This window comes from Pseudoalteromonas sp. MMG010 (genome assembly GCF_018100905.1).
Lineage (GTDB): Bacteria > Pseudomonadota > Gammaproteobacteria > Enterobacterales > Alteromonadaceae > Pseudoalteromonas.
This window is the reverse complement of record NZ_JAGJEG010000001.1, coordinates 324,799-351,097: the sequence shown is the minus strand read 5'-3', so window position 1 is coordinate 351,097 and position 26,299 is coordinate 324,799. Positions and strand designations below refer to the sequence as shown.

Below are 26,299 nucleotides of genomic sequence, written 5' to 3'. Positions count from 1 at the left end.
TGCTAAACTCAAGGCAATTAATTATGAGGTTTAAAATGACTGAAATTCATAGTAAAGCACGTATTCGTTGGGCTTGTCGCAGAGGTATGTTAGAGCTTGATGTTTTATTTATGCCATTTGTTGAAGAAGCTTATGATGCGTTAAACGAAAAGCAACAAGCTATTTTTCAACGCTTATTGACCGAAGAAGACCCTGATTTATTTGCTTGGTTTATGGGCCATGAAGTGTGTAAAGATGAAGAATTAAATACCATGGTACAACTTATTTTAGACCGAGTTCGTGTATAGGTTTAGTGTTTTAAATAATAAAGTAGATCACCAACCTGTCGTGGTCTTCTTTTTATTGATTTGCTTACTGACTGGGATATTGGCGCCTTCGTGGAAAACCTTATTTGTTATTTTTATCATTAATGGATTTGCTGCTTGGTGGGTTTGGCAAAAAATACATACAATAACTCCTCGCAATGGGATTATTGTCCTTGATGCCAATTTATTACGCTTTAGTAATCAGCAATCAAATTTACAGGGTGAAATAACAAAAAAGAGTTGGGTGTTTAACGCCTATGTTTTACTTAACCTTCAAGGCTTTAGCCACACCCACTGGTTAATTATTTCGGCCAATGGGATTGATAGCCAAAGCTTTGTAAGATTAAAACGTACGATTGTTACTATTAAGCAGGCTTTAAAATAGTTGGACTTGGATTGTCACTCAGTTCAGGGTAATCAATAGTGTAGTGTAATCCACGACTTTCCTTTCTTTGCATCGCACTACGAATGATTAATTCTGCTACTTGTACTAAGTTTCTTAGTTCTAATAGGTTATTACTCACTCTAAAATTAGCATAGTAATCATGGATTTCTTGTTGTAGCAGTTCGACCCGGTGTAAAGCCCGTTCTAAACGCTTAGTTGAACGCACAATCCCGACATAGTCCCACATGAATAACCTTAGCTCATGCCAATTATGAGTGATCACAATTTCTTCATCTGAATTAGAAACACGACTTTCATCCCAAGGGGGTAAAGAGAGAGTATCGGGAGCTTTATCTATTTTACTCAAAATATCTTTAGCGGCAGCATGGGCAAACACAATACATTCTAATAGTGAATTACTCGCCATACGATTAGCACCATGAAGACCCGTGTAGGCTACTTCGCCTATAGCATATAGGTTATCTAAATCAGTTTTACCATTAAAGTCGGTCATGACTCCACCGCAGGTATAATGAGCCGCAGGAACTACCGGAATCGCTTCTTTTGTTATATCAAGACCTACACTTAAGCACTTAGCATAAATAGTTGGAAAGTGTTCAATAATAAAGTCTTTATCTTTATGGCTAATATCTAAATAAACACAGTTATCGCCTAAGCGCTTCATTTCAAAGTCGATAGCTCTGGCCACAATATCACGTGGTGCCAGTTCTTCACGCGCATCAAAGTCTTTCATAAATCGAGTACCGTCAGAGCGGCGCAGATAAGCGCCTTCACCGCGCATGGCCTCGGTAATCAAAAAGTTTTGTAGTTCAGGGTGATATAGGCTCGTTGGATGAAACTGATTAAACTCCATATTAGCGACACGACACCCGGCTCGCCATGCCATTGCAATACCGTCACCTGATGACACATCTGGGTTAGAAGTATATAAATACACTTTACTAGCGCCACCGGTTGCTAAAGCAACAAACTTAGCGGAAATTGTTTCAACTTTTTTCGCCTTTTTATTCCATACATACATACCATGGATATGCGAACCGGCTTTATTTAGGTTTTTATCACTGATTAAATCAATCGCGTTATATTGCTCTAACAAGGTGATATTTTTATGTGCTTGTACTTGGCTAATTAACGTTGTTTGTACTGCTTTGCCTGTTGCATCGGCAGCATGCAAAATACGCCGATGGCTGTGTCCACCTTCGCGGGTTAAGTGAAAGCGTTCTTTACCTTTGCTATCAAATTCCATATCAAATGGAACCCCTTGACTGATCAACCACTGTAAACAATCTTTAGCATTACTGGCGGTATAATGTACCGCATCTTTATCACATAATCCGCCGCCTGCATCTAAGGTATCTTGAACGTGAGATTCAATACTGTCATTTTTTTTATCAAAAACGGCAGCAATCCCACCTTGGGCATATAAAGTAGAGCCTTCGGTTAATGCGCCTTTACTAATAACAGTAACATGGCAATGATTAGCTAAAGAAAGTGCAAGAGACAATCCGGCTGCGCCACTTCCAATGATAGCGACATCAGCAATATGGTGTTTATTTTGGTTCATGTAATGATACTTTGCGGTTACAATGCCTATATATAAGCAATATATATTTTTAATAGTGTTAGTTGTACCATATTTGGCGTAACACCCTGTAGTGATTTTACTAGCTTTAAGGTGTTATTTATCAACTATTTTATAAAAAATTAATATTTAATAGAACTTTTTATTCATTTGTTAGTCTCAGTACCTGTAAGCAATAACGACATTATGAATAACAAGCAAAATCAGACATAGGAGTACCGGCTCGAATGAGCGAGCAGGAATTGGATTTAGCATTAGTAAAAAGGGTCCAGCAAGGCGATAAAAATGCTTTTAACCTTTTAGTTAAGAAATACCAAAACAAGATTGCCGGTTTGATATCTCGTTATGTCTCGAACCAAGGTGATATTGCAGATGTAGCACAAGAAGCTTTTATTAAAGCTTATCGTGCGCTTCCTAACTTTAGAGGTGATAGTGCCTTTTATACTTGGTTATACCGTATTGCCGTTAATTGTGCGAAAAATTATTTAGTTGCTCAGGGGCGAAAGCCGCCAGCAAATGATATAGATGCCGATGAGGCAGAGTTTTACGATGGTGCAGATTCTATGCGTTCTAATGCATCACCTGAAAATTTATTATTAAGCGACGAAGTTCGTGCGGTAATTTTTAACACAATTGATAGTTTGCCAGAAGATTTAAAAACCGCAATTACCCTAAGAGAAATTGAAGGGATGAGCTATGAAGAAATAGCTGTGGTAATGGATTGCCCTGTTGGTACTGTACGTTCGCGTATATTTCGTGCCCGCGAAGCAATCGATAATAAATTAAACCCATTAATAGGCGAGTCTTAGTATGACAAATGCACACGTTAACAAGCTAGATAATGAAGCATTATCAGCACTTCTTGACGGCGAACAATCATTACATGATGATGTAATAGCGCAACAAAACGTAGATACGTTTGGTCGTTATGCATTAATTGGTGATGCAATGCGTGCTCAAAAAAATAACAATGATATTGCTATAGATATTAGCCAAAACATTGCTTTAGCAATTGATAAAGAACCAGTATACGCTGACTTTACAAATAACTCCGACACCATTGATAAGCCCGTTACACAACAAGATAATGTGGTTGCGTTTAATTGGCGTAAACCTGTAGCGCAATTAGCTATTGCAGCAAGTGTCGCTATGTTTGCTATTGTTGGTGTAAACACATTACCACAGGGTAATGGTGAGCAAGAAAGCGAAATACCGCAATTACAATCTACCCCTTTAACAGGTGTAGCATCGCCGGTGAGTTTATCGACAGAGCCAGCACTTGAAAATGCCCAAAAAGGTTTGCGTGAATTACAACAACAACGCATTGGTGCACTTGTACTTGAACATCAACGTCAAGCAAGGGTTGCACATTCGTTAGCAACAGCGCAAACTGAGGCTAACGATGATGAGGAAAAAAACTAATTAAATGAAAGTAAAAACTTTTATTCTATCGTTAGTATTAAGCACCTCTGCTTATGCTAACGACGTAACCCCCGCCAAAGATCTTATGCTCAAAATGGCTGATGCCGTTCATTCACGAAATTTTGATGCATCATTTGTAGTTGTTAAAGGCAACAGTATGGAACCTTATCGTTGGCTTCATGCTAAACAAGGTGACACTGAACTTGAACATCTGAGTTTGCTAAACGGCGCTGGACTCGAAATGGTGCGAATCGATAACCAAGTTACTTATTTCGAACCCCAATCTGCACCTTATTCAATACAGACCGATGCGATAGCAGGGCCATTTCCTGAAGTACTTTTTAAAAATATTGAAAGCCTAACGCCACAATATGATTTTGTTTTAGGCGGTAAAGGACGTATTGCAGGAAGAGCGGCTCAATTAGTTCGTATCGAATCTAAAGATGAGCATAAGTATAACTATTGGGTGTGGATTGATATGGAATCACACTTAATTTTAAAATCTGCTTATGTTAATCACCAAGGCGAAGCTATCGAACAATTACAGTTAACCCATATTAGCGTGTCAGAAAAGCCCGCGGCTATGTTAGTTGATATGTTAAAAAAAGAGTTTCCGACACCTCTACCTAACAGCATAGAGCAAAGTGATCACGTAACGACGGCAAATTGGAAAATGGGCTGGTTACCTCAAGGGTTCAAATTATTAAAAGCCGATCGCCATAAGCTTAATTTAAATAATGAATTAACAGATTATTTCTTATTATCGGATGGTTTTGTAGAGATTTCTGTTTTTGTGCAGCGACCATTAGCTGGTGGCGCGTTAAGCGGAGCTTTAAATTCAGGTGCTTCAACAGTGTATGTGCATAAAGGTAATAACTTTGATGTATCGGTTGTGGGTAACATCCCTAGTTTAACCGCAAAAACGATAGCTGAATCAGTTACTCCTGCACTTTAAAAGTATTTATTATGATTGAGCAAACTCTTACTGTGGTGGCCCTTGACGGCCTCACTGCTTTTTTAGAAGCACCCGAAAAAAAATCGTGCGAAGGCTGTAATGGTCGATGCGGCTCTCAGGTGTTTAGCAAACTCTTTGGTACAGCCAAAAAAACACTGCCATATAAATTTCCCCAACCACTAAAAATAGGACAAAAAGTCACTTTGTCTCTCGATGATAGCCATGTGGTAAAACATGCATTCGTGGTTTATATGCTTCCTCTTTGTTTGAGCTTAATAAGTGCCTTATTTGTGGCGCAAGTTGGCCTATTAAGTGAAGGGTGGCAAATTATTGCGGCTATTTTTGGAGCAATAATCGGTTATTCTATTGCTAAAACAAGAGTCAAATCCCTCAAACATGAGATAAAAGTAATAAAAATTCACCCAATTAGCATTCCTTTAACGCAAATAGATGGTGATTGAAGCCAATTAAATGTAAAATCGCGGCTTTACACTCATAGTCCATTAAAATAAGAAGTTTAGAATCCAGTTTATGAAGCATATCCGTAATTTTTCGATCATCGCCCATATTGACCATGGTAAATCGACCCTTTCTGATCGCTTGATCCAAGATTGTGGTGGTTTATCCGACCGTGAAATGCAGAAACAGGTCCTAGACTCAATGGACATAGAGCGCGAACGTGGTATTACCATTAAAGCACAAAGTGTAACGTTGAATTATAAAGCGAACGATGGCGAAACCTATCAATTAAATTTTATCGATACCCCAGGGCACGTAGATTTTACTTATGAAGTATCTCGTTCGCTTGCAGCGTGTGAAGGTGCATTATTAGTTGTTGATGCAGGTCAAGGTGTTGAAGCACAAACACTCGCTAACTGTTATACCGCTATCGAAATGGATTTAGAGGTTATTCCTGTTTTAAATAAAATAGACTTACCTCAAGCCGATCCATTACGAGTTGCTGAAGAAATAGAAGACATTATTGGTATTGACGCTTTAGATGCCGTGCAATGTAGTGCAAAAACCGGTGTAGGTATTGCCGAAGTACTTGAAATGATAGTTAAAGATGTTCCTTCTCCAGAGGGTAATGTTGACGCTCCTTTACAAGCGTTAATTATCGATTCGTGGTTTGACCCATACCAAGGTGTTGTATCTTTAGTACGTATTAAACATGGTGAATTACGTGCTGGCGATAAAATTAAAATCATGTCAAATGAGCAAGTACATATTGCTGATCATGTTGGTATATTTACTCCAAAGCAAACTAATACAGGGGTGTTAAAAACCGGTGAAGTAGGCTTTGTTATTGCCGGTATTAAAGAGATTCATGGTGCGCCAGTAGGTGATACGATAACCCATCATAAAAACGCTGCTCCTGAGCGTTTACCGGGCTTTCAAAAAATAAAACCACAAGTTTATGCTGGTATGTTCCCAATTGCATCAGATGAATATGAATCATTTCGTGATGCCCTTAATAAATTAAGCTTAAATGATGCATCATTATTCTTCGAACCAGAAAACTCAACTGCACTAGGGTTTGGTTTCCGTTGTGGTTTCTTAGGTATGCTGCATATGGAAATCATTCAAGAACGTTTAGAGCGTGAATACGATATTGATTTAATTACTACGGCACCAACAGTAATTTATGAAGTAGTAACTAAAGATGGCACAGTTCAAATAGATAACCCATCTGATTTACCCGCTGTGAATGACATTTTAGAGATTCGTGAGCCAGTCGTTGAAGCTAACATATTAGTACCGCAAGAATACTTAGGTAGTGTGATTACTTTATGTATTGAAAAACGTGGTTCACAAACAAAAATGAGTTATCACGGTAAACAAGTCGCGGTAACGTACGAGTTACCGATGGCTGAAGTGGTCATGGATTTCTTTGATAAGTTAAAATCAACCAGTCGTGGCTTTGCATCGCTTGATTATAATTTTAAGCATTTCCAAACATCTGATATGGTACGTGTTGATATTTTGATCAATGGCGATAGAGTGGATGCATTAGCAATTATTGTTCACCGAGACAGTGCTCAATCACGCGGCCGTCAATTAGCTGATGCGCTTAAAGAGCTTATCCCACGTCAAATGTTTGATATTGCTATTCAAGCCGCTATAGGACAGCATGTTATTGCGCGTACCACAGTAAAACAATTACGTAAAAACGTGATTGCAAAATGTTATGGTGGTGATGTGAGTCGTAAGAAAAAACTATTACAAAAACAAAAAGACGGTAAAAAACGTATGAAGCAGTTAGGTAATGTAGAAGTACCTCAAGATGCGTTTTTAGCTATTCTTAAAGTTGGTAAATAAAAACAAGGATTTTTAATGGCGGGTTATTTTTCAGTATTTTTGGTTTTATTAACGTTAGGCTCAGGTCTAATATGGTTAATTGATCACTTATTATTTGCGCCAAAAAGGCAAGCGCGTTTATCACTAGCTCAATCATCAGCAGGTGGTGAATTAGACGAAGAAACTCAGGCGTTAATTGCGCCAGAGCCGGCAATAACTGAAACCGCAAAATCAATTTTTCCAATGATTGCGGCAATTACTATTTTTAGGTCGTTTATATTTGAACCATTTCAAATACCATCTGGTTCAATGATGCCGACCTTATTAGTCGGTGATTTTATTTTAGTACAAAAATTTTCGTACGGAGTAAAAGACCCAGTCTGGCGTTCACAGTTATTCGATGTTAGTGAACCCGAACGCGGTGATGTTGTCGTTTTTAAGTATCCCGTAGATGATAAAGTTGATTTTATTAAGCGTGCAATAGGTTTACCTGGCGATAAAATAATTTATCGTAATAAACGATTATATATTCAGCCTAAGTGTAACGAAGGTGAAACCCATCAGGGTAAGCTATTATGTAATGAGTTTAATAAAATTGATTTTAATGTTGTTAACGAAGATGAATTTCAACAAGGTGCTATGAACTTAGTTCGTATCACAGAAGATTTAACTACAGTACAGCACGATATTTTAATTAATCCTCAAGCCCTAGAAAGAAAAGGGTTATACGATTCACAATCAGGCCCTCGTTCAGATCAATGGGTTGTCCCTGAAGATCATTACTTTATGATGGGTGATAATCGTGACAATAGTGAAGACAGTCGTTTTTGGGGATTTGTACCAAAACAGAACTTGGTTGGTAAAGCGGTCTTTATTTGGATGAGCTTTGAATTTGATAATACTCCAGATGACATTTTACCGGGATGGGTTCCCACTGGTGTTCGCTTTGGACGCTTAGGAAATATTCAGTAACAATGAAAAAAAACGTAACAGAATTATATAAAAAAATTGGCTATACCTTTAATAATCAAGAGTTATTAGAGCAAGCAATGACACACCGTAGCCACAAAGGGCAGCATAACGAGCGCTTAGAGTTTTTAGGCGACTCTATTTTAAGCTTTGTTATTGCCAATGCGTTATATGCTAAATTTCCAAAAGCACGAGAAGGTGATTTAAGCCGAATGCGATCTACCCTAGTACGAGGTCAAACACTGGCTGAATTTGGTCTTGAATTCGGTTTAGGTGATTACTTACGTCTCGGTCCAGGTGAACTTAAAAGCGGTGGCTTTCGTCGTGAATCAACATTAGCTGATGCGGTAGAGGCCATCATAGGCGCCGCATTTTTAGATTCAGATATTGAGCGTTGTGGTGAGCTTATTTTAGCATGGTATGAAAGCCGTTTAGATGCTATTTCACCAGGGTTAAATCAAAAAGACCCTAAAACCTTATTGCAAGAATACTTACAAGCTCGCAAATTATCACTACCAGGCTACACCGTGGTTGATACGAAAGGTCAAGCACATAACCAAACATTCACGGTTGAATGTATTGTAGATGGTATGGATAGCATTATTTCTGTAGGTAGCTCGCGTCGTAAAGCCGAACAAAAAGCTGCCGAAAAAGCACTAAAGATACTTAAAAATGAACCTTGATACTTTGATCCAACCTCATGAAGGTGATGTAGATACATTTTGTGGCATGGTGGCCATTGTTGGTCGCCCAAATGTAGGTAAATCGACCTTGCTTAATGAAATTATTGAGCAAAAGGTGAGTATAACCTCACGCAAACCACAAACAACGCGTCATCGTATTATGGGTATTCATACCGAAGGTAAGCATCAAGCGGTTTATATCGATACACCAGGGCTTCATATTGAAGAAAAGCGTGCGATAAACCGTTTAATGAATCGTGCGGCTTCGAGTTCAATTGGCGATGTAGAGCTGATTATTTTTGTAGTTGAAGGCACGCATTGGACTGATGATGATGAAATGGTACTTAATAAAGTATCACAAAGCGGCAAGCCGGTTTTATTAGTTATTAATAAAATTGATCAGGTAAAAAACCGTGATTTAGTTTTGCCTCATATGAAACTGCTTGGCGACAAGTTTGATTTTGTGGGTATTATGCCGGTGTCGGCAACTCAGGGTAAAAACGTTGATTTAATTAAAGCAGAAGTCACTAAACGTTTACCTCCTTGTGAGTTTTACTTTCCAGATGATTATGTAACCGATCGTTCAATGCGCTTTATGGCTGCTGAAGTTATCCGCGAAAAGCTTATGCGCTTTATGGGTGAAGAGTTACCTTACTCAGTTACCGTAGAAATTGAGCAATTTAAGTGGCAAGAAAATGGTGTTTGGCACATAAATGGGCTTATTTTGGTTGAACGCGAAACGCAAAAGCGTATGGTTATTGGTAACAAAGGCGAAAAACTAAAAGTAATTGGCCGAGAAGCTCGTAAAGATTTAGAAGAAATGCTTGATAACAAAGTGTTCCTAGAACTTTGGGTTAAAGTTAAATCGGGCTGGGCAGATGATGAGCGTGCTTTACGTAGTTTAGGCTATGGTGAAGACTAGCGCCGCTTAGTATGGATAGCGAATTCTATACAGCATATTTATTGCATAGACGTCCATTTAGTGACTCTCAAGTAATGCTTGATATGCTGGTAGAAGGGGTGGGCCAACTTCGTATGTTGGCTCGTATTAGTGGCCGCCAGGCCACTAAACATAAAGCACAGTTACAACCTTTTCAATCTTTGTTGGTGCACTACACCGGTAAACACGAATTAAAATATATTCAAAAGTTTGAACTCCACGGACAACCTCAATATTTACAGGGTGACCAACTTTATTGTGGATTTTATTTAAACGAACTCACCAATCGCATAGTGCCGGTAAATGAGCCAATAGAGCAAGTGTTCGAATTATATAAAACTCACCTAAGTAATTTAAATAGCACGAGCGATTTACAAGCCGTTTTACGATCTTATGAATTTCAACTACTTGAATTACTTGGTTATGGTATTGATTTTAATTTTGACGCACAGGGCGATCCCATCGATATTGCATACCACTATAGTTATTTTGCAGAGCAAGGTTTTGTTGTTCAAAACGATAGCCATAGCGGCTTTAGTGGGGCGCAATTAAAAGCCATGAGCAGTCATGACTTTAGCCGTAAAGATGTGTTATATATGGCAAAACAATTAAGTCGTTATTTATTAAAACCTTTATTAGGTAATAAACCATTAAAAAGCCGTGAGCTATTTATGGCCTCTCAATAAACGTTATTTTACAGGTATAAAAATGAAAGATATTCTTTTAGGCGTTAACGTGGATCATATTGCAACGCTTCGCCAAGCACGAGGCACGAGTTACCCTGATCCTGCTCATGCTGCAAGCGTCGCTGAGCATGCAGGAGCTGATGGTATAACCATACATTTACGCGAAGATCGTCGTCATATTCAAGATCGTGATGTTTATGTTATGGCAAAAACAATTCAAACTCGTATGAATCTTGAAACCGCTGTTACAGAAGAGATGATAAACATTGCCTTAGATGTAAAGCCCGAATATGTGTGTTTAGTGCCAGAAAAACGTGAAGAGCTAACCACTGAAGGCGGACTTGATGTTGCTGGTAATATTGAAAAAATAAAAGCAGCGACGCAATCGTTAACAAAAGCGGGTATTAAAGTGTCTTTATTTATTGATGCTGACAAAGCACAGCTTGATGCTGCCAAAGAGTGTGGTGCACCGTATGTAGAAATACACACGGGCGCATATGCCGATGCCACTTGCGATAGTGAACAAGAAAAAGAACTTGCACATATACGTCAAGGCGTGAGTTATGCTGCAAGCTTAGGCTTAATTGTTAATGCCGGACATGGCCTTAATTATCATAATGTTAAACCAATTGCCGCGATGGCTGAAATTTATGAACTTAATATTGGTCATGCAATTATCGCCCGTGCCGCAATTGATGGCCTTGATAAAGCCGTGCGCGATATGAAGCGTTTAATGATTGAAGCCCGATTATAAAAATCGGACCTACTATGAATTGAAAAACGCGATAACACATCGCGTTTTTTTATGTCTGACTATCGGCGAGTTTCTGTATTATTTGCATCATTAAGCAAGTTTTCTAATTCGTCTTGTAATTCAAATAGCTCAGGTTCAACTTTGCTTAATTCACAATTACTTTTTAAACTCGTTTCGATGGTTTCAGCTAATGCTTTTAATTTAGGCACGCCAGTATAACAACACGCACCATGTAATTTATGCACAACCGCTAATATTTCTTGGCACTGTGCTGTTTCTGTTGCTTGTTCAAGGTGCATCAGTGTTTCAGGAATACTTTTTAGTAGCATGTTTAGCATTTCTAATGCGAGTTCTCTTTTACCACCAGCATGTTGCAGTGCAAGCGGCCAATCTAATCGGTTACTAATAAAAGGTGCTGGGGGGATTTCAATTAAAGCAGCAGCTTTTTCACGATTAGCCAACGATTGCGAACTATGCTCGCTAATAATCTGGCTTAACATATCTTCATCAATCGGTTTAGTTAAATAGCCACAAAATCCATCTTTTAGTAGTTGTTCTTTTTCACTATTTAACGCATGTGCTGTAACAGCAATGATCGGTGTTTCTTCGTTAAGAGAAGACTCTTTAATATGTTTACAGGCTGTAATACCATCCATAATAGGCATTTGAATATCCATAAAAATAATATCATAGTTATGGCTTTTACAAAGGCTGTAGGCTTGTGAGCCATTATGGGCGGTATCAATAAGTTCTACCTGCTCACTGAGTAAAGTGCAAATCAGTTTTAAATTAGCATCGTTATCATCAACAACTAACACTTTGAGTGGCAAGATCTTTTGCTCTACTTGCTCAATATTATGAATAGGGTGGTCTAAGCGGTAAGGGGCCGCTAATGTTTCGCACAACTTACGATGATTAAGTGGCTTGCTTAAGCAGGCATTTGCACCGCTACCGATAAATGCTTCGCGCATATTGTGAGAAACAGTATTGAGTATTAAATACAGATAATCTGTCGATTCACGTACCGCTTTCACATAGCCTTTTAAGCGTTGCATATCGTCAACCGCAGCCATATTACCAATAATACAAATATCAAATTTAACTTTTTTGTTTTCTATTGCAGCTAAAAATTCTGATTCATTGGAGCATGCGGTAATACGGGTTTGCCACTCAGTTAATAGTGAGAGCATAGCTGTATGGCTATGTTCATGCGGTTCTAAGAATAAAATGTTTTTCCCGATTAACGATTGGGTTGGTAAGTTACTGGTAAACGCATGATCGGGGATTCTAAAAAAGCCATTAAAACTAAAACAACTGCCATTTCCTGGCGCTGAGTTTAATGTAATGCGCCCTCCCATAGCCTCTACAATATATTTGGTAATAATTAACCCTAGCCCTGTGCCACCAAATTTACGTGTGATACTCGAATCAGCTTGGCCAAATGGGGTGAACAACGTATCTTGCTTGTTCATCGGAATACCAACACCGGTATCTGTCACGGAGACTAGCAATGATACTTTTTCATCTTTTAGCTGCATATGATTAATATCAAGCTTGACTGAGCCTGTTTCAGTAAATTTAATCGCATTACTTAATAAATTAATTAACACCTGTTTAAAACGAGTTGGATCACCGGTTAATTCATCAGGCACTTTGGGGCCGATTAATAAAGATAACTCTAGTTTTTTATCATGGGCACTCGGGGCAAGCAAGGTCATGACTTCGTTTACGGTGTCACGCAACTGAAACTGTATCGACTCAAGCTCCATGGCACCGGCTTCGAGTTTCGAGAAATCTAAGATGTCACTGATAATAGTCATTAAGCTATTCGCCGATAGCTCAATAGTATCTAAATAATCTTTTTGATTTTTATTTAAAGGCGTTTTATAAAGTTGGCGAGTAAAACCAATAACCCCATTGAGTGGCGTTCTTAGTTCGTGACTCATCTTAGCTAAAAAGTCTGATTTTACTTGGTTAGCATCTTGTGCATCTTTTTTAGCAATAGTGAGCTGGATATTTTGAGTTTCGTACTGCTCTAAGGTTTCTCGATAATCGCTAGTTGCTTGGTCGATATTTTTTTGCATATCATCTTTTTGTTTTACCATCGAGTGCGCAATTGTATTGAGCCCTTCGCGTAATAAATCAAACTCACCGGTCATTGCTTCGTTTAAGCCAGTTTCTCTTTTCCCTTCGATTAATTTGTCTGTAGCAAGTACTAACTTAGTTAATGGAGTCATAAACATACGACTTAGTTTTATGGCTATATAAGTGGCTAATATAATTGCAAATAAAATAACCATTGTGCTGATAAGTAAAGCATGTTGTTGGCCTATTATGGCTTTGTCTTTATTTAACTGTAAAACCACGGTGCCTAATGGCGTTTGAAATACCGTGGGATCCCACTTCGCATCCACAGTCGTTCTATCAATAATAGGTGCAAAAAAAGTGATGTAGTCATCTGACTGAGTAAAGCGTGTGGTGTTTAAATGATCAAAGTTTTGTTGCTTTATAAAATTATCAAAATGGCGATGATAATTACTGGTGACAATTAATTTCCCATGAGGATCAAAAATAGCGATCGTTTTAATAATTGGTGCATGTTTATTATGAGTGTAGCTAACCAGCCTGTCTAAAAGTTGTTTGTTTTTAGTGATTAAAGGGAGTTCGAGCGCAATAGAAAGTGGTTCAGCAATGGTTACGCCTTGCTGATATAAATTTTCATCAAGCTCAATGTAACGATTTACTGTAAAATACCCACCAAGCAATAATCCAATAATCACTGTAGGGATTAACGTAAGGGCGATAACTGAGTCGCGTAAGCCGAGTTTGGTCATAATGGGTACAAATTTATCGTTATTAGTATGGTATGAGTATATACGGATGTCGTTATATTCTCAAAATATCCCTAAATAAGTGGTTAATTGTTTTATAAAAAATTATTTTTAAGGTCGCTCTCATGGCACAAATTTTTAAAGCAGTAAAAAAAACACATAAACCTAAAGCCGTTGAGCTTACTATTACCGCCATGGATCACCAGGGCCGAGGCATTGCAAAATACAACAATAAAGTCTGTTTTGTTAGTGGTGCGTTGCCTAATGAGTATGTAAAAGCAACGATAACACAAGAAAAATCACGTTATAGCGAAGCGTTTACAACTAAAGTGATTAAACCTAGTGAATACCGAAGCGCCGCCATATGTGAGCACTATAAACAATGCGGAGGCTGCCAGTTACAGCATTTAGACGTTGCTCAACAGGTTATTGAAAAACAACAAGCAGTGGCTCAATTATTTAGTAAATTTGCGAACTTACCAAATTTAAATTGGCAAGCTCCACTGCATAGTGAGTCAACGCATTACCGTCGAAGTGCGCGTATTGCTGTAATGTACGATAAAGCCAGTAAAAAAATTCGAGTGGGGTATCGCGCTAGCGGATCAAAAAATGTAATTAGCATTGAGCATTGCCCTGTGCTTAGTAAAGCATTTACCGGGGTTTTTACGTTATTCGAAATACTCATTAATCAACATAAGCAGCTTCAAAGCATTAGCCATTTACAATTATGTGAGGCTGATAATGCGCGTTATATTGTTATTCGCCACACTAAAGCAATAAATAACGAAGCGAAGCAGCTTATTGAGCAAGCTGTTGCACCTTATCACTGGCAATTAGTATTTCAAGATAAACCCGAGGTGATAGACAGCGACCATATTATGCAGCCTCATTATGAATTAGAAGGCCTTCGTTTTGCATTTGGCTTAAATAACTTTATTCAGGTTAATGCGCAAATTAATCAAACGATGATAAAGCAAGCAATTGATTGGCTTGCACTTAATCCCGAAAATAAAGTGTTGGATTTGTTTTGCGGTATTGGTAACTTCTCATTAGTATTAGCAAAGCATGCAAAACACGTTATTGGTGTTGAAGGGGTTGCATCGGCAGTTGCAATGGCAACACAAAATGCGCACACTAACAAAATCACCAATAGCGAATTTCATTGTTTTGATTTAACACAAAAAATTGAACAGGCGAGTTGGTTTAGTCATGATTTAGATGTTTTAGTATTAGATCCATCTCGCACTGGAGCGATGGCTATTTTAGCTCAGCTTGAGCTAACACAATTTAATACGATTCTATATGTTTCTTGCGACCCTGTTACTTTAGCCCGTGACAGTGCAATTATTTCGCAAGCAGGTTTCACATTAAATAAAATTGGGCTTATGAACATGTTTCCTCATACCGGACACATAGAAACGATGGCGATATTTCACAAGAGGTAAGGCGCATTATGGTAGCAACACGTCAATCACATCATCAAGATGAAACGGCTGATTTTAGTACACGTTTAAACAGGCTTCAGCTTGCTTCAGATAAAGTCGAGTTGCTTAACAAGGCACATCAACTATGTGCATTAAATCACGATAGCAAGCGACAAAATACAGCTATCGAAATGGTTGAAATTCTTGCCGAATTAAATCTTGATGCAGACTCGTTGGCAACTGCTTTTATAACGCCATATTTTTTAAATAACGAGTTTAGCCTTGAAACAGTCGAAGAAAAACTGGGTAAAAATATTGCCTTACTTTTAACGGGTGTAGGCCAAATGGCAACGATAAGCACATTGGCGCACCAAGGCAAAGGTACCGTACAAATTGATAATATTCGTAGAATGTTATTGGCTATGGTTGAAGATGTAAGAGCGGTCGTTATTAAATTAGCTGAGCAAGTGTGTCATTTACGCGAAGTGAAAAATAGCTCAGAAGAAGAACGGGTGATCACAGCAAAAGAAACCGCAGATATTTTTGCACCACTTGCAAATCGCTTAGGAATAGGGCAATTAAAGTGGGAGCTTGAAGATTTATCTTTTCGTTATTTGCACCCGCAAACCTACAAAAGCATTGCTAAACAACTTGATGACAAACGCCTTGCTCGTGAAGCCTATATGGAAGATATGGTCGCGCAGGTAAAATCTAAATTAGCGCAAGCGGGTATAGAAGCTCAGGTTTATGGCCGACCAAAACATATCTACAGCATCTATAAAAAAATGGCGCAAAAGAATTACGAATTTGATCAGCTTTTCGATATTCGTGCAATGCGTGTCGTCGTAGAACGTATTCAAGATTGTTATGGTGCTTTAGGTATCGTGCATACAAACTGGCGTCATTTAAATAAAGAGTTTGATGACTATGTAGCTACGCCTAAACAAAACGGCTATCAGTCAATTCACACGGTGGTGTTTGGCCCTGAGGGTAAAACAGTTGAAATACAAATTCGTACCAACGATATGCATCAAGATGCCGAGCTAGGTGTTGCAGCGCATTGGATGTATAAAGAAGGAGCATTACCTGGTCGAGGTTCGGGTTATGAGCAAAAAATCAGCTGGCTACGTAAATTATTACAATGGCAAGAAGAAGTCGTTGATGGTAGCGATTTAGCCGATGAACTTAAAAACCAAGTGGTTGAAGATCGGGTGTATATATTTACCCCGCGTGGAGATATATTTGATTTACCACTGGGAGCCACGCCGCTCGATTTTGCGTATTATATCCATTCTAATGTGGGTCACCGCTGCATTGGTGCAAAAGTATTTGGCAAAATAGTCCCTTTTACACACAAATTAAGTACAGGGGATCAAGTAGAAATACTGACCCAAAAACAACCTAATCCTAGCTTAGATTGGTTAAATCCATCTCTGGGGTATATTAAATCATCGCGTGCACGGGCTAAAATTCATCATTGGTTTAAGCAGCTAGATCGGGATAAAAATTTAAGTGCGGGTAAAGAAATACTCGATAACGAATTACAAAAATTAGAGTTGAGTTATAAAGATTTAGCACCGGCTATTAAGCGTTTTAATTTTAAAGAGTTAGACGATTTAATGGTAGCAATTGGCGCAGGTGACGTTCGGCTAAATCAAATGCTTAACTTTATTACAGACCGCCATATTGACGAACCAGTTATTCGATTTAAAGCCCCAACGAAAGTAAAAGGCGATAAAAACGGCATTGTTGTTGATGGCGTAGGCAGTTTAATGAGCCACGTAGCCAAATGTTGTCGACCTGTGCCAGGGGAGCGAATTATTGGTTATATCACTAAAGGTAAAGGCATTGCTGTACACCGCGATGATTGTGACTCATTTTCGAACTTAAAAGATCAACACCCCGAACGTGTTATATCAGTAAGCTGGTCAGATGAAATAAGCGCCTCGTATGTACAAAATATTAGAATTGAAGCTATCGACAGATCGGGGCTTATTAGAGACATAAGCTCTGTGCTTGCTAATGAAAAAGTGAACGTATTAAACATGAACGTCAATACTGTTGATGCGAATCAATTAGCAATATTTACCATGCAGTTAGAAGTACATGACTTATCTGGTACCAATAAAGTGCTTTCTAAACTGCATCAAATTGAAGGTGTTGAAAGCGCTAAACGAGGGCAATAATGGCACATTCTAAAGCGCTGTCTGAGTTACTTGAAATAATGGCCACCTTGCGAGATCCACAAAATGGATGTCCGTGGGATTTACAGCAAGATTTTAAATCGATTGTCCCTCATACCCTTGAAGAAGCGTATGAGGTAGCCGATTGTATTGAGCGTAATGATTTAAAAGAACTAAAAATAGAGCTAGGTGATTTACTCTTTCAAATTGTGTTTTATGCCCAATTAGCGCAAGAGCAAGACTTATTTAACTTTAATGATGTGGTTGAGCAATTAAATGAAAAATTAACACGCCGCCACCCTCACGTATTTGCCAAACAAACAGCAATGAGCGAAGAGCAATTGTCACAACAGTGGCAAGCGATTAAAGCAAACGAGCGTGAAAGTAAAAAATCTGAGCAAGTAAACACGCTGTGGCAAGATATACCCGTTAATTTACCGAGTTTATCAAAAGCTAAAAAAATTCAGCAACGAGTTGCCGCACTCGGTTTTGACTGGCCTAGTTATCATGGTGCTTTAGATAAAGTGGCCGAAGAAGTATTAGAAGTAAAAGAAGCATTAGCACACGACCCTCAATCAGCACACAGTGCAGAAGAAATAGGTGATTTACTGTTTGCGACCGTAAACGTTGCACGCCATATTAAGCGTGATCCAGAGCAGCTTTTACGTGACGCCAGCACTAAATTTTCTACTCGGTTTGAAAAAGTCCAAGCCTATTTACTCACACAAGGACAAAATATTAATACAGCCTCATTAGCCCAAATGGATGAAGCGTGGGAGGCAATAAAAAAAGGAATTTAGAAATGATTGTTTTTTGTGCGTTTAATCCCTATTTAGCGCTGGATTGATTTGCGCTATTTAGGTATAATTTCGCCCCGTCCTGATGGTATACCTAACTTACTTGGGTGATATCTTCCTTTTAATTCCTGATATTCTAGGGTTCGCATGAATACAAAATTTATCTTCGTTACCGGCGGGGTTGTTTCTTCGTTGGGTAAAGGTATTGCAGCAGCATCATTAGCTGCTATTTTAGAGGCACGTGGTTTAAACGTTACCATATTAAAGCTCGACCCTTACATTAACGTAGATCCAGGCACAATGAGCCCAATTCAGCACGGTGAAGTATTTGTTACCGAAGACGGCGCTGAAACCGATCTTGATTTAGGTCATTACGAGCGTTTTATTCGCACCAAAATGACCAGCCGTAATAACTTTACACAAGGTCGTGTATATGAAGACGTTTTACGTCGTGAACGTCGTGGTGAATACCTTGGCGCAACGATTCAGGTTATTCCGCACATTACAAATGACATAAAGCAACGCGTATACGATGGTGCTGAAGGTCATGAAGTCGCTATTGTTGAAATCGGTGGTACTGTTGGTGATATTGAATCACAACCATTTATTGAAGCAATTCGTCAAATGGGAACTGAAATTGGCCGTGAGCGTGCGTTATTTATACACCTTACTTTAGTGCCATTCTTAGGCCCTGCAGGTGAAGTGAAAACAAAGCCTACGCAACACTCAGTGAAAGAGCTTCGCTCTGTAGGTATTCAACCTGACATTCTGATTTGTCGCTCTGATCGTAAACTACCAAATAACGAGCGTGCTAAAATTGCATTGTTTACTAATGTAGAAGAGAAAGCGGTTATTTCACTGCCTGATGTAGACAGTATTTACAAAATTCCTGCGTTATTAAAATCGCAAGAATTAGATGACTTTGTTTGTCGTCGTTTTCACTTAGAGTGCCCTGAACCAGATTTAACAGAATGGGAACAAGTGTTATACCAAGAGTCTAACCCAACGGGTGAAGTAACAATTGGTATGGTTGGTAAATACATAGAATTACCAGATGCTTATAAGTCAGTAAACGAAGCATTAAAGCATGCGGGTCTTAAAAATCGTTTAACAATTAATATTGAATACGTTGACTCACAAGATTTAGAAAGCAAAGGCGTTGAACTTTTAAGTCACCTTGATGCTATTTTAGTCCCTGGTGGATTTGGTGGCCGTGGTGTTGAAGGCAAAATACTTGCTGCGCGATACGCACGTGAAAACAAAGTACCATATTTAGGTATTTGTTTAGGGATGCAAGTTGCCTTAATTGAATATGCACGTAATGTGGCTGGCTTAGAAGATGCTAACTCAACAGAATTTAATGCACAATCATCAGCACCGGTTGTCGGTTTAATTACCGAATGGTTAGATGCCGAAGGCAATGTAGAAACCCGTACTGAAGATTCTGATTTAGGTGGCACTATGCGTTTAGGCGCACAAAAATGTCATTTAACTCCGGGCTCTAAAGTTCACGAAGTATATGGTAACGACGAAATAGTTGAGCGTCATCGCCATCGCTTCGAAGTAAACAATAACTTTGTTGAACAGCTGGAAAAAGCAGGCTTAAGTTTCACTGGTTTATCGGAAGATAAAAAGCTTGTTGAAATTATTGAAAATAAAGACCACCCTTGGTTTATAGCCGCACAATTCCACCCGGAATTTACGTCTACACCACGTGATGGTCACCCGTTATTTGAGGGGTTTGTTGCCGCTGCGCACACTCATCAAAAAGCGAACTCGTAAAATTTGAAAAAGCCGTGCTAAATGCACGGCTTTTTTGTTTTAAATGCTGACAAAACTAGGTAAAAAATAGTAAGGTTGGCAGTGACTCACCATTTTGGGAATATAGAGGAATCAAGATGTCAAAAATCGTTAAAATAATCGGTCGCGAAATTATGGATTCGCGTGGTAACCCAACTGTTGAAGCTGATGTACATTTAGCTGACGGTTCATGGGGCCGTGCAGCAGCACCTTCAGGTGCATCTACAGGTACTCGCGAAGCATTAGAACTTCGTGACGGTGATAAATCTCGTTACTTAGGTAAAGGTGTTTTAACTGCCGTTGGGTTTATTAATAACGAAATTGCACAAGCACTTGCTGGTACAAGCGCACTAGAGCAAAGCACTGTCGATCAAATCATGCTTGATTTAGATGGCACAGAAAACAAAGAAAAATTAGGTGCGAATGCTATTTTAGCGGTATCTTTAGCAACTGCAAAAGCAGCAGCTCAGTCTAAAAAAGTAGAACTATACGAGCACATTGCTGATTTAAACGGTACTTCAGGTGTTTACTCAATGCCATTACCAATGATGAATATCATCAATGGTGGTGAGCATGCAGATAACTCTGTTGATATCCAAGAGTTTATGATCCAACCTGTTGGCGCTGCAAACTTCCGTGAAGGTTTACGTATGGGTGCTGAAGTATTCCATAGCCTTGCTAAAGTACTTAAAGCAGATGGTCACTCAACAGCTGTTGGCGATGAAGGTGGTTTTGCACCGAACCTTGCATCAAACGAAGCGGCACTTGCAGCGATTAAAGTCGCTGTTGCCAATGCCGGTTACGAACTAGGTAAAGACATTACCTTAGCTATGGATTGTGCTGCCTCTGAATTTTACGACAAAGAAGCAAACATTTACGATCTTAAAGGTGAAGGTAAAAAATTCACTTCTGAAGAATTTAACTTCTTTTTACAAGAGCTTACAGAGCAATACCCAATTGTTTCAATTGAAGATGGCTTAGATGAGTCTGATTGGGATGGTTTTGCACATCAAACGAAACTAATGGGCGACAAAGTTCAGTTAGTGGGCGATGACTTATTCGTAACTAATACAAAAATCCTTAAACGTGGTATCGACAACGGTATTGCTAACTCAATCTTAATTAAATTTAACCAAATTGGTTCACTAACTGAAACGTTAGCTGCAATCAAAATGGCTAAAGATGCAGGCTTCACTGCTGTGATTTCTCACCGTTCTGGTGAAACCGAAGATGCAACTATTGCTGATTTAGCAGTAGGTACTGCTGCAGGTCAAATCAAAACAGGTTCATTAAGCCGCTCTGATCGTGTTGCTAAATACAACCAGCTACTTCGTATTGAAGAAGCATTAGGTGAAAAAGCACCATACAACGGTTTAAAAGAAGTGAAAGGTCAATAATATTTAGCCATTAGCTAAAGTGACACTTTAAATATAAAAATCCTCGCAATAGCGAGGATTTTTTTTGCTTGTTTAAAGTTGAAATTGTTGTTTTAAAATTTCAGCTGTAAAAGTCGTTTTTAAATAAAAGCCTCTGGGTAAGGTTTTTATTATTTGACCATTTGGGCCAATTGCATCAGTAACTACTTTACTATTTGCAGCCTTTGGTCGTATTTGCATTACATCGCCTAAGTGGCCAGAAATTTCGTTAATTCTACCCAGCGCAATTAATTCCATTTGCTCTTCCCAATCTCGCTGTAACAGTGCGTCTTGTTCGGCATTAGGTTGCCATAAAAAGCCACTACCAATTGTTCTATCAAATGGAGTAATATCTCGTTCGCCTAATATGGGGATCCATAAGACATGATTGAGTTTGTTACGCACATGGCTGTTATGCCAGGTCATACCGGTCACATTTATTAAAGGGGTCACCGAGACAAACGTTGTTTCAAGTGGGGTGCCTTTGTACGAAATAGGCAGTGTTTTTAACTCAATACCGAGCTCTTCAAAGTCGGGCATAGGCTTAGAGCCCGCAGTAGCACCTAATACATATTCAATCAGTTGACCTGTCCATCCTTTTTCTCTTAGTAAATCTTCAGGGGTTTTAAACTGATATTTATTGGCCAGTTGTCCAAGGGTTAACCCTGCAATATCGTTAACGCGTTGCATTAGTTGGTTGATTGAATGTGGCTTTGTTGGACGCATTTACTCTTTTTTCATATTGAATGATGTACTCATACATGATAGCAATTTAGCTTAGCCGTGGATATCTTTGTATTTGAGCGTTTTTTGTTCACGTGTAATTTGGTGTATTTATAACCGCGTGTTTTCTTCATGTTTAAATGCTTAACTCTATGAATTTAAAGGGTATTAGTTGTTTTTTATAATGCGTTAATATCTAGGTCAGGAGAGTTGCTGGGATAAATACAACTATATAAACATGTTTATCCACAGATTCTGTGGAAAACGTGAGTTTTTAGATCTTATATTGTGGACTTGTTTGCAAAATGAGCGTGTTTTTTAAAAGTTATGCACAAGCTGTGAGTAAGTCAGGTAAAACAACTATTATTGATTGCCGTATTGCAACTAATGTGGAACAATCATTAAAAATCGACTTACAAATGAGGCACTAAGGTGATTGATGCCGAAGGTTTCCGTGCCAATGTCGGAATAGTGATCTGCAATAATCAAGGACAGGTTTTTTGGGCTCGACGTTATGGTCAACATTCTTGGCAATTTCCCCAAGGTGGTGTTGATGATGGTGAAACACCAGAACAAACTATGTACCGAGAATTACACGAAGAGGTGGGTTTACGCCCTGAAGATGTAGAAATAGTTGCAAGCTCTAAACATTGGTTACGTTATAAATTACCCAAACGACTGATACGCCGAGATTCAAGCCCGGTGTGTATAGGACAAAAACAAAAATGGTTTTTACTCAAGCTTCGTTGTGCTGATGACGATGTAAACTTGCTTAAAACGCATCATCCTGAATTTGATGATTGGCGATGGGTTAGTTATTGGTATCCAGTAAGGCAAGTGGTGTCGTTTAAACGCGATGTATATAGAAGGGTGATGAAAGAATTTGCTCCCTATGCGATGCCATTTAATAAAAGAGAGCAGTATAAAGAGCCATGGCGTAATAAAAAATAGCAAATTACGTGTTTGTAAAGTAAGGCACTGATTATCTATGCAAGGAGTGAGTTATGTTGGCAACACTTAGAACAATTGCAGAGTCTGTTTCGCAACAAGCCGATTTAGACAGTGCATTAGTGTGTTTTGTTCAAATGGTAAAAGAAGCCATGAAAACGCAGTGTTGCTCAATTTACTTTGCCGATTACAGCCAAGATAACTTTGTTTTAATGGCCACCGAAGGGCTTAACCCCGATGCAGTTGGTAAATTTAGGATTGGTTTTACCGAAGGTTTAGTCGGGCTGGTGGCTCAACGTGAAGAGCCTATTAATATTGCATTTGCAAAATCGCACCCGCGCTTTAAGCTTTCTCCAGAGGTTAACGAAGAAGGGTACAACGCCTTTTTATCGGTTCCTGTCGTACATCAAAAGAAAGTACTTGGGGTTATTGTTGTTCAGCAAAAAATGGCCCGGGTATTTAGCCAAGACGAAGAGTCTTTTTTAATTACCTTGTCAGCACAGCTTGCCTCTCAATTAGCACACGCCGAAATTAAAGAAGTTTTAAGACAAGACGAATCATCTCATCAAACATCGGTATTAAAAGGGGTATCAAGCGCCCCAGGTATTGGTATAGGCCAGGCTTTTGTGGTGCTGCCAAAACTTGATTTTAGCTCTATTGAGTTAAAAAAAGTAACCGATGTAACAGAGCAAACTCGACTCTTTACCCAAGCAGTCGCTGCAACTCGTAAAGAGTTTAATTCGTTATCGATGACATTAAGTGACTCCATTCCAAAAGAAGCGCTGGCTGTTTTTGAGGTATATCAACAGTTACTCGATACTAAAAGTTTAGGGCAAAATGTAGAAGCGCAGTTATATGAAGGCTGGTGTGCTAAAAGTGCATTAAAAATTGTAATAGAGCGGTTAATATCACAATTTAATGCAATGCAAGACCCTTACATTAAAGAACGTGCGGTTGATGTAAAAGACATTGGTTTACGTGTGTTGCATCATTTAGTTAATACCGAACAAACAGTTAAAGACTACCCTAAAAATACCATTTTAATTGCCAATACCCTCACACCAGCCATGTTAGCCGAAGTACCTAAAGGTTTATTAGCAGGTGTGGTGAGTGTTAATGGCTCGGCCAATAGCCACGCTTCTATTTTAACACGTGCTATGGGTATCCCTGCCATTTGGGGTATAGAAGATCTACCTTTGCTACAATTTGATGCTAAGCCTATGATTTTAGATGCTTATGCAGGACGTTTATATATTTCACCATCGCAAGTATTACTCGATGAGTATAGGGCGCTTCAGCATCAAGAAAGTATTTTAAACAATCGCTTTTTAGATGAACAAGAGTCTGATCCTATTACCAAAGATGGCCATTATATTAGTTTGCGTTTAAATGCGGGGTTAGATTTAAACCCTGAGCATTCAAATGCGCATATTTGTGATGGAGTTGGTTTATACCGTACCGAAGCATGGTTTATGCAAAAAGGGCAGTTCCCTTCACAAATTGAGCAAGAAAATTGGTATAGGGAAGTATTAAAAAGTTATTATCCTAACCCCGTTGTCATGCGAACCTTAGATATTGGTGGTGATAAAGTACTCGATTACTTTAACATTACCGAAGAAAACCCGTTTTTAGGTTGGCGAGGTATACGAATTAGTTTAGATCACCCTGAGTTGTTTTTAGATCAACTTAAAGCGATGATCAAAGCAAATATGGGCTTAGGTAATTTAAAAATAATGCTACCGATGATAAGTACTACCGATGAGGTAGATGAAGCGTTGGCATTATTTGAACAAGCTTACTTTGAATTAAGCGAAAAACAACCACAAGAGTCGATAGAGCGGCCAAATATTGGTATTATGCTTGAAGTTCCTTCGAGTGTTTTTATGATCCCCGAGTGGGCGCAAAAAGTCGACTTTTGCTCAGTGGGCAGTAACGACTTAACACAATATTTATTGGCGGTTGATAGAGCAAATGCCCGTGTTGCAGAGTTATTTAACCCTTATCACCCTGGTGTATTAAGAGTACTTAATAAAGTAGCGAGTGAGTGCAAAGACTTAACGTTACCGTTTAGTTTATGCGGTGAGTTAGGTGGCGACCCCGAAGGCGCTATTTTACTTATAGCTATGGGATATCGACGCTTAAGTATGAACTTATCATCGCTAATAAAAGTAAAGTGGGTGTTGAGGCGCCTAACGGTGAGCGATATGGAAAAGCTACTGAGTGAATGCCTTGCTCAATCTAATGCAAAGCAAGTATTGCGTTTAACACGTAACTTTATGATTGAGCACCAATTAGGTGAGTTATTTTACACTCCTAAATGATTAATTATCGCGACATAATAAAGGGTAAAAACACGACCTATGGTTGAACTAGGGATATTGGTAGCAAGCTGTGCGTTGCTTGGCTGTGTCGTTGGCTTTTTTGCTGGGCTATTGGGCATTGGTGGTGGGCTAATTATTGTACCGGTACTTAGTAGCTTATTACTTTATTTTAATATTAGTAGTGAAGAGCATGTACTGGTGATCTCGGTGGCCACCTCTTTGGCTTCTATATTATTTACCTCTACGTCTTCTGCTTTAGCGCATCATAAAAACCAGAATGTACCTTGGGAAATCGCACCGTGGGTAATGGGAGGCGTTGCAATTGGGGCGCTTATTAGTGGCTTTGCTGCTAGTTTAATTCCTACACATATTTTACGTATCGTCTTTGCAGGCAGTGTTATTTTTATCGCATTTAGAATGATATTGTCGGTGAAAAAAAACACATCGATAACAAAACCGTTTCCATCAGGGGTCGTTGTAGGCAGTGCTTCAGCTATATTAGGTGGTTTAGCGGGGTTAATTGGTATTGGTGGAGGGGCACTCATTGTGCCTATGCTTAATCATTTTTCGGTCGATATTAAAAAATCAATAGGGTGTGCTGCGGCATGTGGTATTGTAATCGCGCTATTTGGCTCGGTTGGTTATATTAGTGCTGGTTGGCAAGTTACTGATTTAGAAAATGGTTTTGCAGGTTTTGTGTATTTACCTGCATTGTTTGGGATTGTTATTACATCGTGGTTTGTTGCACCTTTTGGAGCAAAAGCTACACATTTTTTACCTGTTAATACAATAAAGAAAATTTTTGCGGTGTTATTAGTTATTATCGCAATTAAGATGGTTTTTAGTTAAAGGTTTAT

Annotated in this window: 23 protein-coding genes; 20 read left to right on the top strand and 3 right to left on the bottom strand. The window is 38.9% G+C overall.

The features are described 5' to 3' along the window. The first annotated feature begins 35 nt into the window (after positions 1 to 35). Positions 36 to 287: a succinate dehydrogenase assembly factor 2 gene (locus J8L70_RS01650; protein ID WP_211053726.1), complete on the top strand. Its 252-nt coding sequence runs from the start codon at positions 36 to 38 to the stop codon at positions 285 to 287. Then, a complete protein-coding gene (locus tag J8L70_RS01645; protein ID WP_211053725.1) occupies positions 280 to 690 on the top strand; it encodes a protein YgfX in 411 nt (136 codons plus the stop codon). The genes J8L70_RS01650 and J8L70_RS01645 overlap by 8 nt, the downstream gene beginning before the upstream one ends. On the opposite strand, the gene nadB is transcribed toward J8L70_RS01645, so the two are convergent. Continuing rightward, the gene (gene nadB, locus J8L70_RS01640; RefSeq protein WP_211053724.1) at positions 671 to 2,275 is read right to left on the bottom strand and encodes an L-aspartate oxidase; all 1,605 of its coding nucleotides are present in this window, start codon (positions 2,273 to 2,275) and stop codon (positions 671 to 673) included. The two genes, J8L70_RS01645 and nadB, sit on opposite strands and share 20 nt — an antisense overlap. Before the next feature lie 245 nt (positions 2,276 to 2,520). Here nadB and rpoE point away from each other — a divergent pair, with 245 nt between their 5' ends. From rpoE to pdxJ, 10 genes are all read left to right on the top strand, one after another. After that, the gene (rpoE, locus tag J8L70_RS01635; RefSeq protein ID WP_211053723.1) at positions 2,521 to 3,102 is read left to right on the top strand and encodes an RNA polymerase sigma factor RpoE; all 582 of its coding nucleotides are present in this window, start codon (positions 2,521 to 2,523) and stop codon (positions 3,100 to 3,102) included. Position 3,103: 1 nt separating this feature from the next. Further along, positions 3,104 to 3,715, top strand: a complete 612-nt coding sequence (locus J8L70_RS01630) for an RseA family anti-sigma factor (RefSeq protein WP_211053722.1) — start codon at positions 3,104 to 3,106, stop codon at positions 3,713 to 3,715. A gap of 4 nt (positions 3,716 to 3,719) precedes the next feature. After that, a complete protein-coding gene (locus tag J8L70_RS01625) occupies positions 3,720 to 4,670 on the top strand; it encodes a MucB/RseB C-terminal domain-containing protein (RefSeq protein WP_211053721.1) in 951 nt (316 codons plus the stop codon). An 11-nt stretch (positions 4,671 to 4,681) separates the two neighbouring features. Next, positions 4,682 to 5,131, top strand: coding sequence for a SoxR reducing system RseC family protein (locus tag J8L70_RS01620; RefSeq protein ID WP_211053720.1), 450 nt, complete (start codon positions 4,682 to 4,684; stop codon positions 5,129 to 5,131). Between the two features lie 70 nt (positions 5,132 to 5,201). Beyond that, positions 5,202 to 6,989, top strand: a complete 1,788-nt coding sequence (gene lepA, locus J8L70_RS01615; RefSeq protein ID WP_211053719.1) for a translation elongation factor 4 — start codon at positions 5,202 to 5,204, stop codon at positions 6,987 to 6,989. Positions 6,990 to 7,004: 15 nt separating this feature from the next. After that, positions 7,005 to 7,940, top strand: a complete 936-nt coding sequence (lepB, locus tag J8L70_RS01610; RefSeq protein ID WP_211053718.1) for a signal peptidase I — start codon at positions 7,005 to 7,007, stop codon at positions 7,938 to 7,940. Positions 7,941 to 7,942: 2 nt separating this feature from the next. Next, positions 7,943 to 8,620 (top strand): ribonuclease III, encoded by a 678-nt coding sequence (gene rnc / locus J8L70_RS01605; RefSeq protein ID WP_211053717.1) that lies wholly within the window; start codon positions 7,943 to 7,945, stop codon positions 8,618 to 8,620. Next, a complete protein-coding gene (gene era / locus J8L70_RS01600) occupies positions 8,610 to 9,542 on the top strand; it encodes a GTPase Era (RefSeq protein ID WP_211053716.1) in 933 nt (310 codons plus the stop codon). Before rnc ends, era begins: the two co-directional genes overlap by 11 nt. Before the next feature lie 11 nt (positions 9,543 to 9,553). Continuing rightward, positions 9,554 to 10,246, top strand: a complete 693-nt coding sequence (gene recO / locus J8L70_RS01595) for a DNA repair protein RecO (protein ID WP_211053715.1) — start codon at positions 9,554 to 9,556, stop codon at positions 10,244 to 10,246. Between the two features lie 22 nt (positions 10,247 to 10,268). Beyond that, positions 10,269 to 11,000 (top strand): pyridoxine 5'-phosphate synthase, encoded by a 732-nt coding sequence (gene pdxJ / locus J8L70_RS01590; protein ID WP_211053714.1) that lies wholly within the window; start codon positions 10,269 to 10,271, stop codon positions 10,998 to 11,000. A gap of 59 nt (positions 11,001 to 11,059) precedes the next feature. Here the strand turns inward: pdxJ and barA are convergent, their stop codons facing one another. Then, entirely contained in the window at positions 11,060 to 13,834 is a 2,775-nt protein-coding gene (gene barA / locus J8L70_RS01585; protein ID WP_211053713.1) for a two-component sensor histidine kinase BarA, read from the bottom strand. Between the two features lie 122 nt (positions 13,835 to 13,956). Here barA and rlmD point away from each other — a divergent pair, with 122 nt between their 5' ends. From rlmD to eno, 5 genes are all read left to right on the top strand, one after another. Then, on the top strand, positions 13,957 to 15,276 hold the full coding sequence (gene rlmD, locus J8L70_RS01580) for a 23S rRNA (uracil(1939)-C(5))-methyltransferase RlmD (protein ID WP_211053712.1): 1,320 nt from the start codon (positions 13,957 to 13,959) through the stop codon (positions 15,274 to 15,276). Positions 15,277 to 15,284: 8 nt separating this feature from the next. Next, on the top strand, positions 15,285 to 17,441 hold the full coding sequence (gene relA, locus J8L70_RS01575; RefSeq protein ID WP_211053711.1) for a GTP diphosphokinase: 2,157 nt from the start codon (positions 15,285 to 15,287) through the stop codon (positions 17,439 to 17,441). After that, the gene (gene mazG / locus J8L70_RS01570) at positions 17,441 to 18,238 is read left to right on the top strand and encodes a nucleoside triphosphate pyrophosphohydrolase (RefSeq protein WP_211053710.1); all 798 of its coding nucleotides are present in this window, start codon (positions 17,441 to 17,443) and stop codon (positions 18,236 to 18,238) included. Before relA ends, mazG begins: the two co-directional genes overlap by 1 nt. 144 nt (positions 18,239 to 18,382) lie before the next feature. Next, the gene (locus tag J8L70_RS01565; protein ID WP_211053709.1) at positions 18,383 to 20,017 is read left to right on the top strand and encodes a CTP synthase; all 1,635 of its coding nucleotides are present in this window, start codon (positions 18,383 to 18,385) and stop codon (positions 20,015 to 20,017) included. Between the two features lie 116 nt (positions 20,018 to 20,133). Beyond that, positions 20,134 to 21,432, top strand: a complete 1,299-nt coding sequence (eno, locus tag J8L70_RS01560) for a phosphopyruvate hydratase (protein ID WP_211053708.1) — start codon at positions 20,134 to 20,136, stop codon at positions 21,430 to 21,432. A gap of 72 nt (positions 21,433 to 21,504) precedes the next feature. On the opposite strand, the gene mutH is transcribed toward eno, so the two are convergent. Next, positions 21,505 to 22,176 (bottom strand): DNA mismatch repair endonuclease MutH, encoded by a 672-nt coding sequence (gene mutH, locus J8L70_RS01555; protein ID WP_211053707.1) that lies wholly within the window; start codon positions 22,174 to 22,176, stop codon positions 21,505 to 21,507. A gap of 429 nt (positions 22,177 to 22,605) precedes the next feature. Here mutH and rppH point away from each other — a divergent pair, with 429 nt between their 5' ends. Genes rppH through J8L70_RS01540 form a run of 3 tightly spaced genes read left to right on the top strand, consistent with a single transcriptional unit; the run spans position 22,606 to position 26,291 of the window. Then, a complete protein-coding gene (gene rppH / locus J8L70_RS01550) occupies positions 22,606 to 23,124 on the top strand; it encodes an RNA pyrophosphohydrolase (RefSeq protein WP_211053706.1) in 519 nt (172 codons plus the stop codon). A 53-nt stretch (positions 23,125 to 23,177) separates the two neighbouring features. Beyond that, positions 23,178 to 25,442 (top strand): phosphoenolpyruvate--protein phosphotransferase, encoded by a 2,265-nt coding sequence (gene ptsP, locus J8L70_RS01545; protein WP_211053705.1) that lies wholly within the window; start codon positions 23,178 to 23,180, stop codon positions 25,440 to 25,442. Between the two features lie 39 nt (positions 25,443 to 25,481). Next, complete coding sequence (locus J8L70_RS01540; protein WP_211053704.1) at positions 25,482 to 26,291, top strand: sulfite exporter TauE/SafE family protein; 810 nt, start codon at positions 25,482 to 25,484, stop codon at positions 26,289 to 26,291. Positions 26,292 to 26,299 lie beyond the last annotated feature (8 nt).

Coding starts and splice junctions, on each gene's coding strand:
- J8L70_RS01650 (WP_211053726.1), top strand. CDS start 36: ATGACTGAAATTCATAGTAAAGCACGTATTCGTTGGGCTTGTCGCAGA.
- nadB (WP_211053724.1), bottom strand. CDS start 2,275: ATGAACCAAAATAAACACCATATTGCTGATGTCGCTATCATTGGAAGT.
- rpoE (WP_211053723.1), top strand. CDS start 2,521: ATGAGCGAGCAGGAATTGGATTTAGCATTAGTAAAAAGGGTCCAGCAA.
- J8L70_RS01630 (WP_211053722.1), top strand. CDS start 3,104: ATGACAAATGCACACGTTAACAAGCTAGATAATGAAGCATTATCAGCA.
- J8L70_RS01625 (WP_211053721.1), top strand. CDS start 3,720: ATGAAAGTAAAAACTTTTATTCTATCGTTAGTATTAAGCACCTCTGCT.
- J8L70_RS01620 (WP_211053720.1), top strand. CDS start 4,682: ATGATTGAGCAAACTCTTACTGTGGTGGCCCTTGACGGCCTCACTGCT.
- lepA (WP_211053719.1), top strand. CDS start 5,202: ATGAAGCATATCCGTAATTTTTCGATCATCGCCCATATTGACCATGGT.
- lepB (WP_211053718.1), top strand. CDS start 7,005: ATGGCGGGTTATTTTTCAGTATTTTTGGTTTTATTAACGTTAGGCTCA.
- rnc (WP_211053717.1), top strand. CDS start 7,943: ATGAAAAAAAACGTAACAGAATTATATAAAAAAATTGGCTATACCTTT.
- era (WP_211053716.1), top strand. CDS start 8,610: ATGAACCTTGATACTTTGATCCAACCTCATGAAGGTGATGTAGATACA.
- recO (WP_211053715.1), top strand. CDS start 9,554: ATGGATAGCGAATTCTATACAGCATATTTATTGCATAGACGTCCATTT.
- pdxJ (WP_211053714.1), top strand. CDS start 10,269: ATGAAAGATATTCTTTTAGGCGTTAACGTGGATCATATTGCAACGCTT.
- barA (WP_211053713.1), bottom strand. CDS start 13,834: ATGACCAAACTCGGCTTACGCGACTCAGTTATCGCCCTTACGTTAATC.
- rlmD (WP_211053712.1), top strand. CDS start 13,957: ATGGCACAAATTTTTAAAGCAGTAAAAAAAACACATAAACCTAAAGCC.
- relA (WP_211053711.1), top strand. CDS start 15,285: ATGGTAGCAACACGTCAATCACATCATCAAGATGAAACGGCTGATTTT.
- mazG (WP_211053710.1), top strand. CDS start 17,441: ATGGCACATTCTAAAGCGCTGTCTGAGTTACTTGAAATAATGGCCACC.
- J8L70_RS01565 (WP_211053709.1), top strand. CDS start 18,383: ATGAATACAAAATTTATCTTCGTTACCGGCGGGGTTGTTTCTTCGTTG.
- eno (WP_211053708.1), top strand. CDS start 20,134: ATGTCAAAAATCGTTAAAATAATCGGTCGCGAAATTATGGATTCGCGT.
- mutH (WP_211053707.1), bottom strand. CDS start 22,176: ATGCGTCCAACAAAGCCACATTCAATCAACCAACTAATGCAACGCGTT.
- ptsP (WP_211053705.1), top strand. CDS start 23,178: ATGTTGGCAACACTTAGAACAATTGCAGAGTCTGTTTCGCAACAAGCC.
- J8L70_RS01540 (WP_211053704.1), top strand. CDS start 25,482: ATGGTTGAACTAGGGATATTGGTAGCAAGCTGTGCGTTGCTTGGCTGT.